This window comes from Novosphingobium resinovorum (assembly GCF_001742225.1).
GTDB lineage: Bacteria > Pseudomonadota > Alphaproteobacteria > Sphingomonadales > Sphingomonadaceae > Novosphingobium > Novosphingobium resinovorum_A.
The window spans coordinates 3,045,057-3,059,529 of sequence record NZ_CP017075.1 but is presented as its reverse complement, the minus strand read 5'-3'; the positions used below and the strand labels follow the sequence as shown (position 1 = coordinate 3,059,529).

Here is a 14,473-nt window from a genome sequence, read left to right as displayed (position 1 = left end):
GCATGACACGCCGCTGATCGTCAGCGGCATCCTGCACAACCACGGAGGCCCGCCCCATGCGACCTGATCTCGCCGCCTTGCCGCCACGATACCTGCGCACCAAGGAAGCCGCCGACTTCCTCAGCCTGTCAGCGCGCACGCTGGAAAAGCACAGGACCTACGGAACGGGGCCTGCCTATCACAAGCTCGGCGGCCGCGTTGTCTATTCGGTCGAGGATCTGGCGGCCTGGGTCGCGCGGGGATCCGTTACCTCCACGTCCGATCCGCGTGGACAGGTTCTCCCGGCAAAACCTCTGCCGGTGACACCGTTCACCTCGCCCAAACGCGTTACGCGCTGAACGCGGCTGCAGCTCCTCATGGCACCTCAGCACCGATCCGGCTCGGAACGCGGACAACTCGATCTGTTTCGGGCGCTTCCCGGTGAATTCGCACCACGAGACGCACAGGATCTCATGGCTTACCCCTTCTTCTCCCTTTCCAAATCACACCGCATCCGCCCGATTGATTTTGCCGCGGGCGACGTCTCGATCCGCGTCGAAGCTGTTCCCGACCACGGCATGGCGACGATCTGGGACGCTGATATTCTGATCTGGGCCGCAAGCCAGATTGTCGAGGCGCGCGATGCAGGCCTGCGCACTTCGCGCCTGATGGCAGCAACGCCCTATGAGATCCTCACCTTCACGGGGCGCGGAACCTCGCAGCGGGACTATCAGCGGCTGAAGGCAGCGCTCGACCGGCTGCAATCGACCACGGTCGCAACCTCGATCCGCCAGCCCGCCAACAGACGGCGGCATCGCTTTTCCTGGATCAATGAATGGCGGGAGCGGACCGATGCCAATGGTCGCTCGGACGGCATTGAGATGATCGTTCCTGACTGGTTCTACAGTGCTGTCCTGGATGAAGCGCTGATCCTCACCATCGACCGGGCTTATTTCGACCTGACCGGCGGGCTCGATCGCTGGCTTTATCGTCTCGTGCGCAAGCATGGTGGACGACAGAAAAACGGCTGGCGGTTCGATTTCCGCCACCTGCACCAGAAATCGGGAAGTCTGTCGCCGTTCAAGCGCTTCGCGTTCGAGCTGCGCGACATTATCCGCCGCCAGCCGCTGCCGGGTTACACTCTATTCGCCGAGGTCGAAACCGGAGGCCGGATGCTGCTCGCTTTCGAGCCTGTTCCCGCCTGTGGAAAACCTGTGGATAGTCTCGTGCTATCGGGAACCCGCACTATCGTGCCATCAGGAACCGGCGGCTCGTGCTATCGGGAACCCAAACAGCGCTTATCCTACGGGAATAAAAGCGAAAATCGTGCCCTTAACTTAGACTCTAACACAGAATCTAACTTTGAAGAGCGCCGGCGCGATGTGGCAAAGCTCATCGCGCAGGCTGGTGCGGCCCTCAGGATGGGTGCCCACAAAGGCAAGCTGAGCCCCCCAGAGCAAGAATCGCTCGCGCCGACAAACACGGCTGAATTTCCTCTCGGCAAACCGGGAGGGCGGCCATGATCGTCGCTCTCCTCAATCAGAAGGGCGGCGTGGGCAAGACCACGCTGGCGCTGCATCTCGCAGGGGCCTGGGCCGCGAAGGGGCAGCGCGTCATCCTGATCGACGCCGATCCGCAAGGCTCCGCGCTCGACTGGTCGCAGCGGCGCAGCCATGAAGGGCTGCCGAGGCTGTTCAGCGTTATCGGCCTGGCCCGCGACACATTGCATCGCGAAGCGCCGGAGTTGGCGCGTGATGCGGATCACATCGTCATCGACGGGCCACCCCGCGTCGCCGGTCTTATGCGCTCCGCGCTGCTCGCCGCCGACCTGGTGCTGATCCCGGTCCAACCATCACCTTTCGACGGCTGGGCTTCGGCAGAGATGCTGGCGCTGGTGACGGAGGCGCGGATCTACCGGCCCGAACTGGCCGCACGCTTCGTCCTCAACCGCTGCGGCGCGCGCACAGTCATCGCCAGGCTGACAGCCGAGACGCTGGCCGATCACGATCCTCCCTTGCTCGTCACTACCATCGGCCAGCGCGTGGCTTTCGCTGAGAGCGCGCAAACCGGACGGCTCGTTTCCGAGACCGACAGCGGGGAACGCGCCATGCGCGAGATTGCGACGCTTGCGGCCGAGATCGACGGCCTCGGGATCGGGAGGGCACGGGCATGACACGTCCTCCCGCCAAGGCCCGTTTCGCATCGCGTCCGGGCGATCCCGATGGTTGGATCAGGGCAGCGGATGCGCCGCCAACCGGCAAAGGCGCCGGCGAGGCATTCACCGCGCGCCTGACCATCGACATCACCCCCGAGCTGCGCGGGCGCATCAAGGTCGCCGCCTTCCGGCGGGGCATCACCGTCGCCGTCATGCTCCGCGGACTGCTCGACCGCGAGTTTCCATCCTCCGAAGGAGATCAACCATGACCGGAAAGATGGCATGCCATGCGCATGGCCGTCCGCTCCCGGACGGGCCAGCGCCCTTCACCACATTGATCGAACTGACATTCCAGAAGCAGAAGGTGGAACACTGGATACGTTTCGGCCGCAAGAGCTTTGAGCAGATCATCGACCGCCGCCGCAGCATCGTCGGCTTCGCACCCGAGAGCATCTTCGCCTTTGTCCGTTGGGCTTCCAACGACTACGGCACCATCATTTCGCGTCTCGACATCCTGCGCGCCATCGGACGCGGCGAACCATTCCAGACAGTTCCCTTCGTTCGCCCCGGTGGCGAGATCCTGTTGCGGATCGATGGCTGGCCAAAGGTACAGCGGGCGCTGGCCGTGATCGACGCCGTGGAGGCACTCAGCGTCGATGCCGCTGACGCATCGCCGGATTACTGGCGGCACGTCCATAACCGCCTGAGCGCGGGTCAGGAGCCAAACCCTTACACCCCGGAGCGCCATGCCGCGTGGATCGGCCGCCGGAGGCTCGCGCCATGAGCCGCCGCCATATCCTTGTTCTGGCGACGCTGGCGGTCGGCGCTCTTGTCGCCACGGCTGTCGCTGATCTGCCGACCCGGCTGGTCTGGAATGTCACCGCCAGTGCCCCCATCGGCTTCTACACCATCAAACCCGCCGATGCGCTCGAAGTGCCCGAACTGGTCGCCCTCATGCCGCCCGAACAGCTGGAGCAGTTCATGGTCGAGCGCGGCTATATCGGTCGCGGCGTGCCGCTCCTGAAGCGCGTCCTCGGCCTGCCGGGACAGCGTGTCTGCCGCAGCGGCGTGACCATCACCGTCGACGGCGTGGAAATGGGCGACGCGCTGGAGCGCGACCGCGTGGGCCGCGATCTGCCGGTCTGGCAGGGCTGCCGCATCATCCGCGACCGCGAACTCTTCCTCATGAATTGGGAGGTCCGTGACAGCCTGGACGGCCGTTACTTCGGACCTGTTCCCGCCAGTTCCGTCATTGGCCGAGCGCTGCCGCTCTGGACCGATGGGGAAGGCGATGGCCGCTACCAATGGCGCGCGGCCACGCACTGAACCCACCCCTAAACATCAACTACAGGAGACTTATCATGCCACAGATCGGACAGTTCACGCGCGATGCAACCGGCTTTACCGGGCGCGTTCACACCCTCACACTCTCCCGCGAACTCACCATTGTTCCTGCGGAACATTCGGATGCCGAAAACGCGCCGGCCTATCGCGTTCATTGCGGCGATGCTGATGGTCCGGAGGTTGGGGCGGCCTGGACACGCACTGGCGAAAAGGCCGGTGAATATCTTTCGGTGTTGCTCGATGATCCCGCCTTGCCGCAGCCGATCCGCGCCAACCTGTTCCGTGACGACGATGCGGGTACGTCCTGGTCGCTGCACTGGACCCGTCCGCGACTGCGCGAAGATCGGGACTGAGATCATGCGATCCCATGCCCTTCTTCTCTTCACGGCCTTGCTGTCGCTTGGCAGCGGCGTGACGCAGGCCATTGCTCAGGTGACGCTGCAACCTGCGCCTATTTCTGTGCATCCGCATGCTGCGTTTATTGCCGAGGCGTCACAGCGCTTCGGCATTCCAGAGCACTGGATTAGCGCTGTTCTGCGCGTAGAAAGTGCGGGCGATGTGCTCGCCGTGTCGTCGGCGGGTGCGATGGGATTGATGCAGGTGATGCCCGGTACATGGGCGGGCTTGCGCATCCGCCATGGACTCGGCCGCGATCCCTATGATCCCCGCGACAACATCCTCGCGGGCACAGCTTATCTGCGTGAGATGTGGGACCGCTACGGCAATGTGGCGGCGATGCTCGCCGCCTACAATGCCGGTCCCGGTCGCTATGACGAGCATCTCGCAACAGGCCGTGTTCTGCCCGCCGAGACGCGCGCCTATATCGCCACGCTCGCGCCGCTTCTCGGCGGCGCGGCCGCGCCAGATGCGCCGACAAGCGTGCCGCCACCACCACCGGATTGGCGCGAAGCTCCGCTGTTTGTCGCGCAATCCGGTGGCAATGGAGCTGCCGCCAATACGCCGTCGCGCGACGCACGCGCATCCGTTCCTGTGCGGGATCCTGTTGATGCGGAACCGCAGGATGGCCACATATTCGTGGCCCGCGCGAGCGATAGAGATGCGCCATGAGCATGGCGTTCCTGCGCTCTTTCGGTCCGGTTCCAGTGTGCAGTCAGGCAGGTTTACGCCTGGCAGCATTCCCGGCAGGAAGGGCAAAAAGGGAAGGAAGGGCGGAGGGCAAGATAAAAGAACATGGCACTCCATCGCGCCAGTTCGGGAAATTCTTGTTGTCTGCACACTGGTTAGCGGGGCCGCAGGCGGCACCACGGTTTTGGGCATCGCGTGCCGCGATTGGTCGCAATCCCTTGGATTTGCTGGGTTTTGACCGGCACTACGGCGGTGAAATGACCGGTTTCCGGCAATTTATGCCGGGGCCGCGCCGATGAGCGCCGACGACGAGAACCGCTTTCGCCCGAAGCCCGGCCGCATTCGATCCGACACGCCCAAGGCGGGCAAGGCGAAGAGCTTTCTGACGCAGGCGAAGAAGCTCGCCCGCCAGCAGGGCAATGCGCATTCCCGGTATTCACCCCGCTCTGGCTCCGGCAAGGCCGGAAAGAGTGGGAAGGCGTCATCCGGTGCCGATGGGCCTGGCATCAAGCGGGGGCGCGGCGCGTCCTTTGTTCGCGCCCGCAGCCTGACGGGTGGCTGGCGACACAGCACGGCGGGAGTGCGCCGCTGCGTCGTCAAAACCCGCTATGTCCAGCAGGCCGGAAAGAACGGCAAAGCCGCGGCCCATCTGCGCTATATCCAGCGGGATGGGACATCGCGTGATGGTGAGCGCGGTCAGCTCTATTCCGCGAATGACGACCGCGCCGATGGCGAGGCTTTTCTTGATCGCGGCAGGGATGATCGTCACCAGTTCCGGTTCATCGTCTCGCCCGAGGATGGCGTGGATCTCACCGACCTGACCGAACACACCCGCGATCTGATGAACAGCATCGAGACCGACCTTGGCACCCGGCTCGATTGGGTGGCGGTCAATCACTACAACACCGGCCAGCCCCATGTGCATGTCATCGTCAACGGCCGCGACGACAAGGGCGCCGATCTTGTCATCAATGGCGACTATCTCGCCAATGGTATCCGCGAGCGGGCGAGCGAGCTGACCACGCTGGAGCTTGGCCCTGTCACCGAGATCGAGCAGTCCCGCAAGCTGTCGGCCGAGATCGACCAGGACCGTTACACCCGCATCGACCGGGCGATGACGGAGGAGGCCAATGATCGTTTCCTCGACCTGCGCCAAGAGCCGGGCGATCCGCGTCGCCAGTTCAACCGGACGCTTCGCCTGCGCCGTCTCGCCAAACTGGAAAAGATGGGGCTCGCCGCCGAGCACGCGCCTGGCGTCTGGGAACTTGGCGCGAAGATGGAGTCGGCGCTGCGCGAACTGGGCGAGCGTGGCGACATCATCCGCGACATGCACAAGGCGCTGAAGGCCGATGGGCTGGAGCGTGACCCGATGACATTCCAGCTTCACGACGCCGCGCCCGCGACGCCAATTACAGGCCGCATCGTGGACAAATATCTCACCGATGAGATGGGCGAGAACCTGACCCTGGTGGTGGACGGGATCGACGGGCGCACGCATCATGTTCCCGGCATCGATCCCGCCCGCGTCGAGGACGCCCGGATCGGCAGCATCATCGAGGTCGGTCCCGCCGACACGGCAGGGCGTCCGTCTGATCGCACCATAGCGACCATCGCCGAAGACGGCATCTATCGGCCGAGCCGTCATCTCGAACAGGCCAGGTTTGAGGGGCGCGTGCCGGGCGGGGATTATGAGGGCTATGTGGATTCCCATGTCCGGCGGCTGGAGGCGCTGCGTCGTGCCGGGATCGTCGAGCGGATCGACGGCGATCAATGGCGCATCCCCGAGGACTTTGAGAGCCGTGCCGCGACCTATGATGCCGGTCGCAACCGGCTGGCCAGCATCCGTGTCGTCTCGACCGTTGATCTGGAAAAGCAGATTGGTGCCGATGGCGCGACCTGGCTTGACCGGCGGCTGGTGACGCCGGATGCCTCGGATCTCGCTCCAGTAGGGTTCGGGCAGCAGGTGCGCGAGGCGATGGATCAGCGCCGTGAACATCACATTGAACAAGGCGACGCCACCCGAAGTCGCGAAGGCCGCATCCTCTATCGTCGCAATCTCCTCGCCAATCTACGGAAACGCGAGGTGGCGCGGGTGGGAGCCGAGATGGCCGAGAGCAAGGGGGTGCCGTTCAGGGCGGCTGCCGATGGCGAGAATGTCAGCGGCAAGTTCACGGGGACCGCGCAGCTATCCAGCGGCAAATTCGCCGTGGTCGAGAAGAGTCATGAATTCACCCTTGTCCCGTGGCGACCGGTCATCGACCGCCAGCTCGGTCGTGAGGTGATGGGCGTCGTGCAGGGCCAATCGGTATCCTGGCAGTTAGGGCGGCAGCGAGGATTGGGGATATGATCCTGGACTGGCCTTGGGGCTGCGTAAATTGTTCTGGCTAAGCCGGAAAGGGAACCGCCCTTGAACTGACCCATCCGATTTGCCGCCGATAGTATCCGACAGCGCTTCGGCTCGGCCTTTCCTGTTGCCACTCGCGTAACCGCCTATTCTCTGATCGGCTCCATCTCTCTTGCCTATTGGAGCCTGTATGCGTGGAGGCCGAATACTCTGGGGCCAGATCATTGTCGTGTTCACCATCGTTATGGTGATGGTCTGGGCCGCGACGCAATGGGTCGCCTTCCGTCTAGGGTTCCAGCCCCAGCTTGGCAATCCTTGGTTCGATGTCGCGGGATGGCCTGTCTACTATCCTCCAGCTTTCTTCTGGTGGTGGTTTTCCTTCGACGCATATGCGCCCGGCATTTTCACCGAGGGCGCGATCATCGCCACATCCGGGGCGATGATCGCCATCGCCGCCGCCTTTCTCATGTCGATCATCAGGGCGCGCGAAGCACGCAATGTCGCCACCTACGGGTCGGCGCGATGGGCAGAGGATAAGGAAATCCATGCCGCCGGTCTGCTCGGCCCCGATGGCGTTGTGCTGGGCCGTCACAGCAAAGAGTATCTGCGCCATGACGGACCTGAGCATGTTCTTTGCTTCGCGCCCACCCGATCGGGCAAGGGTGTCGGCCTTGTCGTGCCGACACTGCTGACGTGGCCAGGAAGCTGCATCGTCCATGACATCAAGGGCGAGAACTGGAACCTGACGGCGGGCTTTCGTTCCCGTCACGGCCGGGTGCTGCTCTTCGATCCAACCAACGTCCATTCCGCAGCTTACAACCCGCTGCTGGAGGTGCGGCAAGGCGAATGGGAAGTCCGTGATGTGCAGAACATCGCGGACATCCTGGTCGACCCCGAGGGTAGTCTCGACAAGCGCAACCACTGGGAAAAGACCAGCCATTCGCTGCTGGTCGGCGCGATCCTGCATGTCCTTTATGCCGAGAAGGACAAGACGCTGGCGGGAGTTGCGAGCTTCCTGTCCGACCCACGCCGTCCAGTCGAGGCGACCTTGCGCGCCATGATGGATACGCCGCATCTGGGCGAAGCCGGGGTGCATCCGGTCATCGCCTCGTCGGCGCGCGAGCTCCTCAACAAGAGCGAGAACGAACGATCAGGCGTGCTGTCGACCGCCATGTCCTTTCTCGGTCTATACCGAGATCCGGTCGTGGCCCGCGTGACAGAACGCTGCGACTGGCGCATCGCCGATCTGGTCGGGACCGATGAGCCTGTCAGCCTCTACCTCGTCGTACCGCCATCCGACATCAACCGCACCAAGCCACTGATCCGTCTGATCCTCAACCAGGTCGGGCGGCGGCTGACCGAGGAACTGGAAACTGCCGGCAAACGGCATCGTCTCCTGTTAATGCTGGATGAGTTTCCTGCGCTCGGGCGGCTGGATTTCTTTGAATCGGCGCTGGCTTTCATGGCCGGCTATGGACTGAAAGCGTTCCTGATCGCGCAGTCGCTCAACCAGATCGAGCGCGCCTATGGTCAGAACAACGCCATCCTCGATAATTGCCATGTGCGCGTTGCCTTTGCCGCAAATGATGAACGCACGGCCAAGCGGATCAGCGATGCGCTCGGAACGGCGACCGAAATGCGCGACTCCACCAACTATGCCGGTCACCGCCTTGCGCCATGGCTCGGGCATCTGATGGTCTCACGGCAGGAAACGGCGCGGCCGCTGCTGACGCCGGGCGAAATCATGCAGCTACCGCCCACCGATGAGATCGTCATGGTCGCGGGCGTGCCGCCGATCCGTGCCGCGAAGGCGCGCTATTACGCCGATGCGCGGCTTCAGGGACGGGTGTTGCCGCCGCCAGATCTGCGCAAGCAGCCGACGAAGATTGCCATGCCGGCGTGCGATGACTGGACGAGCCGCATCGTCCCGGCGGCTAATACCAGCGGTTCGGGTGCGGGCGCAGTCGATGGCGATCCCGCCAATGCCGGTATCCGCCGTGAGCCGGAGCTGCCCGAACACGAGGAAATCGTTCCGCCACCGCCATCCCCATCGCAGGAGTTCGACATCCTCGATGATGAGCCAGACGTTGATGCCGGCAAGGCCCGAGCCATGCGTCAGCGGATGCGCATGGTGGCGCGGCAAGCGTCACTCGACCCCAACGACGGCATCGAGCTTTGAGATGGGAAACAGCCATGACCACCCGCACTCGCATGAACGTCTATTTCGCGCCCGATCTGCTGAAGCAGGTCGAGGCCCTGGCACTACGCCGCAATGTATCCAAATCCGCAGTGATCGAGGCCGCGGTGGCGTCCTTCCTGTCTGGTGATACAACCGAGCGGCTGGAAGCTGCCATGTCGCGCCGCCTCGACAAGCTTGGCCGCCAGCTCGACGGTCTGGATGAGGATTTCGCTGTGTTGGGAGAGACTCTGGCGCTCTTTATCCACTTCTGGCTGACGGTAACGCCGCCGTTGCGGGATTCCGCGAAGGAATCAGCTCGGGCGAAGGGAAACGAAAGGTTCGAAGGTTTCCTTCTGACTCTTGGACGCAAGCTGGCAACGGGCGACAGGTTTTTGAAGGACCTGTCGCGGGATATGTCAGGTGAGCAACTGGCCGACGAAACACCAATGCCACCGCAGGATCATTGAAAACCGAATTTGATAACTGCTTTGTGCTTTTCGCCAACCCAGTCGTAAAGCCCGAACGTCGCGCCTGAAAGCCGCCGTTAAAACGTGCACAGCGAATGGTACGCGCCCCGGGCGACGGACGTCGGATGGTAGCGTAAACTGTGGGTCAACTGCGGGATTGGGATGTTGGACAGTTACAAAAGAATTGGAGGTAAACGCCCCTAAGATACGTCTGTAGAATTCGTTTTTGCATGGACGCTTTAGCGCTTCATGAGCGGCAGCAATTCTCGTAGTGTATGTGGGGGGAGTCCAACACATTGACATTGCACACCTGTTCGCCGCCGAAAAACGCTCTGGATCGCTGGCTCACCAAATATCCGAGCGATGTCGATAACTACGGCCATCTTCTGCTGGAGCAGAATTGTGAGTGCGACGAAGATCTGATCCAGGATTTCGTCGGCTACTTCGAATCAGCGCACACTGATGCACGAGCTTATTTTCATGAGCAATTGGGCATCGACCTTCATCCCGATGCTGACGCGCCCGGCGCGCATGCAACCTATCCCAATATGCTCCCATCGATTACGCGGCGTGGGCTCTTCGGTGAAGTCATGGCCGGCATGCTCACCGAGCATTATGAGTTCGTCGGCGGTCACCACTGGGTAATTCCAGTTTTCCTGTTCCGCTTTCACGAAGATGCCGAGGCCTATCTCTTCGCTCTGGCGCGCGACGAGGAGCGCAAGCGTGAGGTTTATGGTCGCCGTGGTTCGGATTTCTTGGCGCTGGCACTCAATGACGCGGGCGAAGTGATCCGTTTCATCGCCGGTGAGGCCAAATGGCGTAAGAAGCTCCAGCCTGCGGTTGTCGCCGACCTCCTGTATGGAAAGAAAAAGACCGATCCGGCGACGGGGATCGCGGCACACGACGGAAAAGGCATTTGGTTTCAGATCAATCGGGACATACCGGCACCGCACGGGTTGCGGCAATTGCAGCGACTACTCCGAGAGATTGATCCAGATGCCTTTTCGGCCGCGATCGCCACGATTGATCGCGTGCTGGTAGTCAAGGGCGCCGAGCCGTTGCCGCGCACTAACCTGATCATGATTTCCGGTGGTGACGTGCCTAGTCGAAAGGCCAAGACATCTCTCATCCCATGGGAAGCCCTTCCCGATGACTACACTGCGCCGCACGACCTTCAGGTAGTCGAGCTTATTCTGACCGACGGCGAAGATCTGATCGACGGCGTCTATGACGCTTTGTGGCGCGCCTGATGCCTGCCTACGATCCGGAGCGCCTCGACCTCGCCAACGGCGCCCGCATTGGATTGGCCCTCGAGAATGAAATCTCCGCCAACCAGGCCCGCTCATACGTGCGCTGCCTTCAGATTGGCTGGCAGGTCGACACGATCGGATGGAGCCAAGCCGATTCGGAAGGACAGCTCGCCGATGCGCGCCGCCTGCTGCACGCGGCCGAGATTTTCGCCGAGATTGAAGGCTATGAAGCGCCACGGGCTATCGACTGCTACCGAAGAGCAGGCGAAATTCTCGAATGGCTGGCGCGGTCCAACGACGGGACTAAAATGTTTGCCCCGATCGAGTTACTCTCTGGGGCGGCATTCCAGCTCGGCGGTCTCCCTGCGATGGCTTCGGGCCTACTTGGCCAGCTCGACCTCGACGAAGATGGACCCGCGCTTTTTGCTGCCTTTCTTCGGGCCGATTTCGATGAGGTCCTGACTCTCGCGATGGCTTTCTGGAAGCAGCACCCCGGCCTAACTGCCGCAGACGCTTCCCCACGCATTCTCGAAGAGCAAAACGACGACCGCCTCGCGTGGTACTTTACCGTTGAGCTAGTCCGGGCGCTTGGTCTCTTTGCGGATTCCGCACGGCGCGGTGATGATGCCCGCCTCAGAAAGGCTGCCGCCAAACTCAAGGCTTTAGACTCAATGGCGGTCCGCACCTTCAGCGACGACGTCTCACTGCTGATCGGCCTCCTACGCCAAGTGGGCGAGCGATTTGCAGCTGCGAGCATCTATCGGTCGGTGCGGGCGCTCGGCCAACTGAATCTCGAACGCATGCCCCGTATGCTAGCCTTTGGGCGCGATCAGTTTGCGCGAGGACGAGGTATCCTCTGGTCTTCGCAACTGGCGGGTATCACCCGACTACTGGAGAATTCGTCCTTCGCACTCTGTACGCCAACGGGGTCGGGCAAAACGCTCGTTGCCAACCTCGGTCTCATCAAAGAATTGCTGCTGCGCGATCATGGCGATGTTATACCGCTTGCGCTCTACGTCGTGCCGTCGCGCGCGCTCGCCGGCGAAGTCGAGGCAAAACTGACCTCTGAACTCGGGCGCGATCTGATCATCACCGGGCTCTATGGTGGCGCGGATTGGGGCATTACCGACTACTGGCTCAACGCTGATCGCCCGACCGTTTTGATCGCGACGGTCGAGAAGGCAGATGCGCTGATGCGCTACCTTGCGCCGCTGCTCCTCGGCCGGCTGCGGTTGCTCATTGTCGACGAGGCGCACCAGGTGTTGCCCGAAGACACCGAGAGTGGCCGTAATGCCTTTGCCGATCACAGCAGTCGTGCGCTGCGGCTGGAGAGCTTTGTCGCGCGTTTGCTGACACAGGCCCCCGACATCGTCCGCATCGCGTTGACAGCGGTCGCCGGTGGCGCGGCCGGGCCGGTCGCGCGCTGGATGGAAGGCGACGCGGACGCGCAGGCGATAGGCACCCGCTATCGCAGTACCCGGCAGGTCATCGGAGTGCTCGAGACCGCATCGGAACGACGCAGTACGATGTTGCTCGACTTGATGAATGGTCGGCCACTCTACGTACGGGGCCGCGACGCCCCTGTGTATCTCAACCTCACCATACCTCCGATGGCACAGCTCCCGCCAGACATGCGCCGGAGCCTGTACTGTTTCAATCAGGTCACGGTTTTATGGACTGCGCTTCATCTCGCTGCGACCAATCGTCGGATTTTGATCTCGTTGGCTCAGAAGCCCGAAGAGACGATGGGCTGGTATGCTAAGTCATTCGATCTGCCGGCCTGGCAAGGGCTCTCTGCCTATGTCCCGCCCGAAGGTAGGCTTGGCGCCATGTTCGCAGAAGCAAGAGCAGCCTGTGTCGATTATTGCGGCCCGGAATCCTATGAAGTCGCGCTGCTGGACCGCGGCATCGCGACAAGTCATGGGCAGATGCCGCAACGCCTGCGTCGCCTCATGGTGCAGATGATCGACGAGAAGGTCTGTCCGATCACGGTCGCGACAGCGACCCTCACGGAGGGCGTGAATCTTCCTTTTGATATCATCTTCGTGACCTCGCTCAAGCGCAGCGCGTACGACAATGTGAAGCAGAAGCCGATCATCACGCCGTACACACCGGCGGAATTTCGTAACCTTGCCGGCCGGGCCGGACGCCCTGGTGCCACCAAGGGAATGGAAGGCCTGACCCTCGTCGCGCTCCCGACGACGATCGCCACCACTGCGAACGGCCAGAAGCAGACACAGCACAATCAGGTGGGCGCTCTTAGGGAAGATTATAACGTGCTTCGTGAGAACCTGCGTCTCGACGAGCTTGCCGGCGACGCCACTCTCAGCCCGCTGGCAATGTTGCTTCAGGAGCTTCGCAACAAGGCGTCGCTATATTTCGGCCACGTAACCGACGAGGCATTTCTCTGCTGGCTGGATCAGGTTCAGCCCGAGGAACTGAGCGACGATGCTGGCACCGGCGCCACCAGTGACTTAGCGCGACTGGCGGATACCGTTGATGAGCTCGATTCCTTTGTCATGACCGCGCTTGAGGAACTCAGTCTCCTCGACGACGGTCTCGATGGCGCGCAGGCGGAAGCCAAGCTTGCGGCGCTCTGGCAGAAGACATTCACGATGGCGGCAGCGGCGCAGGAAGCCTGGCTCGAACAAGCAATCGTGCGGCGAGGACGCGCCATTGTCGAAGAGATTTATCCCGACGCCGAAGAACGACGTCGGCTCTACCAATATGGCTTCTCACCCTATGTCGGCCGCCGCTTCGAAGCCGTCGCACCAGCCATCTCCGAAAAGCTGACCGAAGCCCTGAACTATGGCAGCGATACGCCTGCGCAACGACTCGCCCGGTTCACGGCGCTAGGAGAATTGCTCAAGAGTGATCGCGGGTTTGGATTCCGCGTTCGCGACACCGTGGGCGATCAGAACATACTCGCGACCTGGACGGACGTCCTCGCCTGGTGGATGCGCGGACCGGGTGGTGAAGTGCCGGAAGCCGGTAATTTGCGTGCCCGGCAACGCTTCGTTGCCGATAATTTGGAATTCAGGCTCGGAGTGGCGATCGGTGCTGTCGTCGCCCAAAAGTGGACGGCTGGGGCGGGTGATCCGCTTGCTGTGCCTTCGCTTGATGCATGGAAGGCCACGACCGGATTGCCTTGGTTTGGTTTCTGGGCACGAGAACTGCTGCGATGGGGTACGCTCGATCCGTTCGTTGCATTCGCCCTTGCCCAAGGGCGGGCTAAGACCCGTGAAGATGCGGAAGAGTTGCGATCATCGTTCGATGAATGGCTTGAGGCAGAAGTCAAAAATCCGACGAGCGAAGATCTCATCAGCCCCCAGCACTTTCTCGCGTGGGAGCGCGGCTTGCCTGCTCGTGAGCGGGAACGCGTCGAGCCAGTGCCGGATGAAGCCGAGCTTACAGGCACAACCGGAGCGATGCGGCGGTACAGTGTGCTGCCCATCACTGGTGACGAGGAAGTGCTCTGGGTCGATGCGGCCGGATACGAACTCGCGCGATCGTCCGACGAACCTAGGCACTATGACTCCAGCGACATCGCCAATGATTATGTGCTTGATACGGTTGCACAGCCGAGCGTGCGTCGTGTGTTTGCGCGCTCGCGTTGGCGGTGATGACTGTTCGAGATTTTTCGTGATTGCCGCGAAACGCGACTTCGCT

At 62.2% G+C, this 14,473-nt stretch carries 13 protein-coding genes and 1 pseudogene; all 14 read left to right on the top strand.

The genetic code is table 11. The annotated features are described in order from the left end of the window. The first annotated feature begins 56 nt into the window (after positions 1 to 56). The 14 genes and pseudogenes from BES08_RS14380 (at position 57) to BES08_RS14320 (ending at position 14,427) form a co-directional block, all read left to right on the top strand. Entirely contained in the window at positions 57 to 338 is a 282-nt protein-coding gene (locus tag BES08_RS14380; RefSeq protein ID WP_069708717.1) for a helix-turn-helix transcriptional regulator, read from the top strand. 18 nt (positions 339 to 356) lie between these two features. After that, a pseudogene (locus BES08_RS14375) lies at positions 357 to 1,178 on the top strand (replication initiator protein A); the annotation flags it as partial. Positions 1,179 to 1,498: 320 nt separating this feature from the next. Continuing rightward, the gene (gene parA, locus BES08_RS14370) at positions 1,499 to 2,152 is read left to right on the top strand and encodes a ParA family partition ATPase (RefSeq protein WP_069708715.1); all 654 of its coding nucleotides are present in this window, start codon (positions 1,499 to 1,501) and stop codon (positions 2,150 to 2,152) included. Further along, on the top strand, positions 2,149 to 2,403 hold the full coding sequence (locus BES08_RS14365) for a hypothetical protein (protein WP_069708714.1): 255 nt from the start codon (positions 2,149 to 2,151) through the stop codon (positions 2,401 to 2,403). The genes parA and BES08_RS14365 overlap by 4 nt, the downstream gene beginning before the upstream one ends. Beyond that, a complete protein-coding gene (locus tag BES08_RS14360; protein WP_069708713.1) occupies positions 2,400 to 2,918 on the top strand; it encodes a DUF2840 domain-containing protein in 519 nt (172 codons plus the stop codon). The genes BES08_RS14365 and BES08_RS14360 overlap by 4 nt, the downstream gene beginning before the upstream one ends. Continuing rightward, a complete protein-coding gene (locus BES08_RS14355; protein WP_069708712.1) occupies positions 2,915 to 3,460 on the top strand; it encodes a S26 family signal peptidase in 546 nt (181 codons plus the stop codon). The genes BES08_RS14360 and BES08_RS14355 overlap by 4 nt, the downstream gene beginning before the upstream one ends. 35 nt (positions 3,461 to 3,495) lie before the next feature. Next, positions 3,496 to 3,831, top strand: coding sequence for a DUF736 domain-containing protein (locus BES08_RS14350; RefSeq protein WP_069708711.1), 336 nt, complete (start codon positions 3,496 to 3,498; stop codon positions 3,829 to 3,831). Positions 3,832 to 3,835: 4 nt separating this feature from the next. Further along, entirely contained in the window at positions 3,836 to 4,546 is a 711-nt protein-coding gene (locus BES08_RS14345) for a lytic transglycosylase domain-containing protein (protein ID WP_069708710.1), read from the top strand. Next, positions 4,543 to 4,863, top strand: coding sequence for a hypothetical protein (locus BES08_RS32905; protein WP_156799869.1), 321 nt, complete (start codon positions 4,543 to 4,545; stop codon positions 4,861 to 4,863). The genes BES08_RS14345 and BES08_RS32905 overlap by 4 nt, the downstream gene beginning before the upstream one ends. Further along, positions 4,860 to 6,911: a relaxase/mobilization nuclease domain-containing protein gene (locus BES08_RS34625; RefSeq protein ID WP_069708709.1), complete on the top strand. Its 2,052-nt coding sequence runs from the start codon at positions 4,860 to 4,862 to the stop codon at positions 6,909 to 6,911. The genes BES08_RS32905 and BES08_RS34625 overlap by 4 nt, the downstream gene beginning before the upstream one ends. Before the next feature lie 187 nt (positions 6,912 to 7,098). Continuing rightward, on the top strand, positions 7,099 to 9,087 hold the full coding sequence (locus BES08_RS14335) for a conjugal transfer protein TraG (protein WP_069708708.1): 1,989 nt from the start codon (positions 7,099 to 7,101) through the stop codon (positions 9,085 to 9,087). Positions 9,088 to 9,101: 14 nt separating this feature from the next. Continuing rightward, the gene (locus BES08_RS14330; protein ID WP_069708707.1) at positions 9,102 to 9,554 is read left to right on the top strand and encodes a ribbon-helix-helix domain-containing protein; all 453 of its coding nucleotides are present in this window, start codon (positions 9,102 to 9,104) and stop codon (positions 9,552 to 9,554) included. A 296-nt stretch (positions 9,555 to 9,850) separates the two neighbouring features. Then, complete coding sequence (locus BES08_RS14325) at positions 9,851 to 10,804, top strand: aminotransferase (protein ID WP_231958032.1); 954 nt, start codon at positions 9,851 to 9,853, stop codon at positions 10,802 to 10,804. Further along, positions 10,804 to 14,427: a DEAD/DEAH box helicase gene (locus BES08_RS14320; RefSeq protein WP_069709274.1), complete on the top strand. Its 3,624-nt coding sequence runs from the start codon at positions 10,804 to 10,806 to the stop codon at positions 14,425 to 14,427. Before BES08_RS14325 ends, BES08_RS14320 begins: the two co-directional genes overlap by 1 nt. Positions 14,428 to 14,473 lie beyond the last annotated feature (46 nt).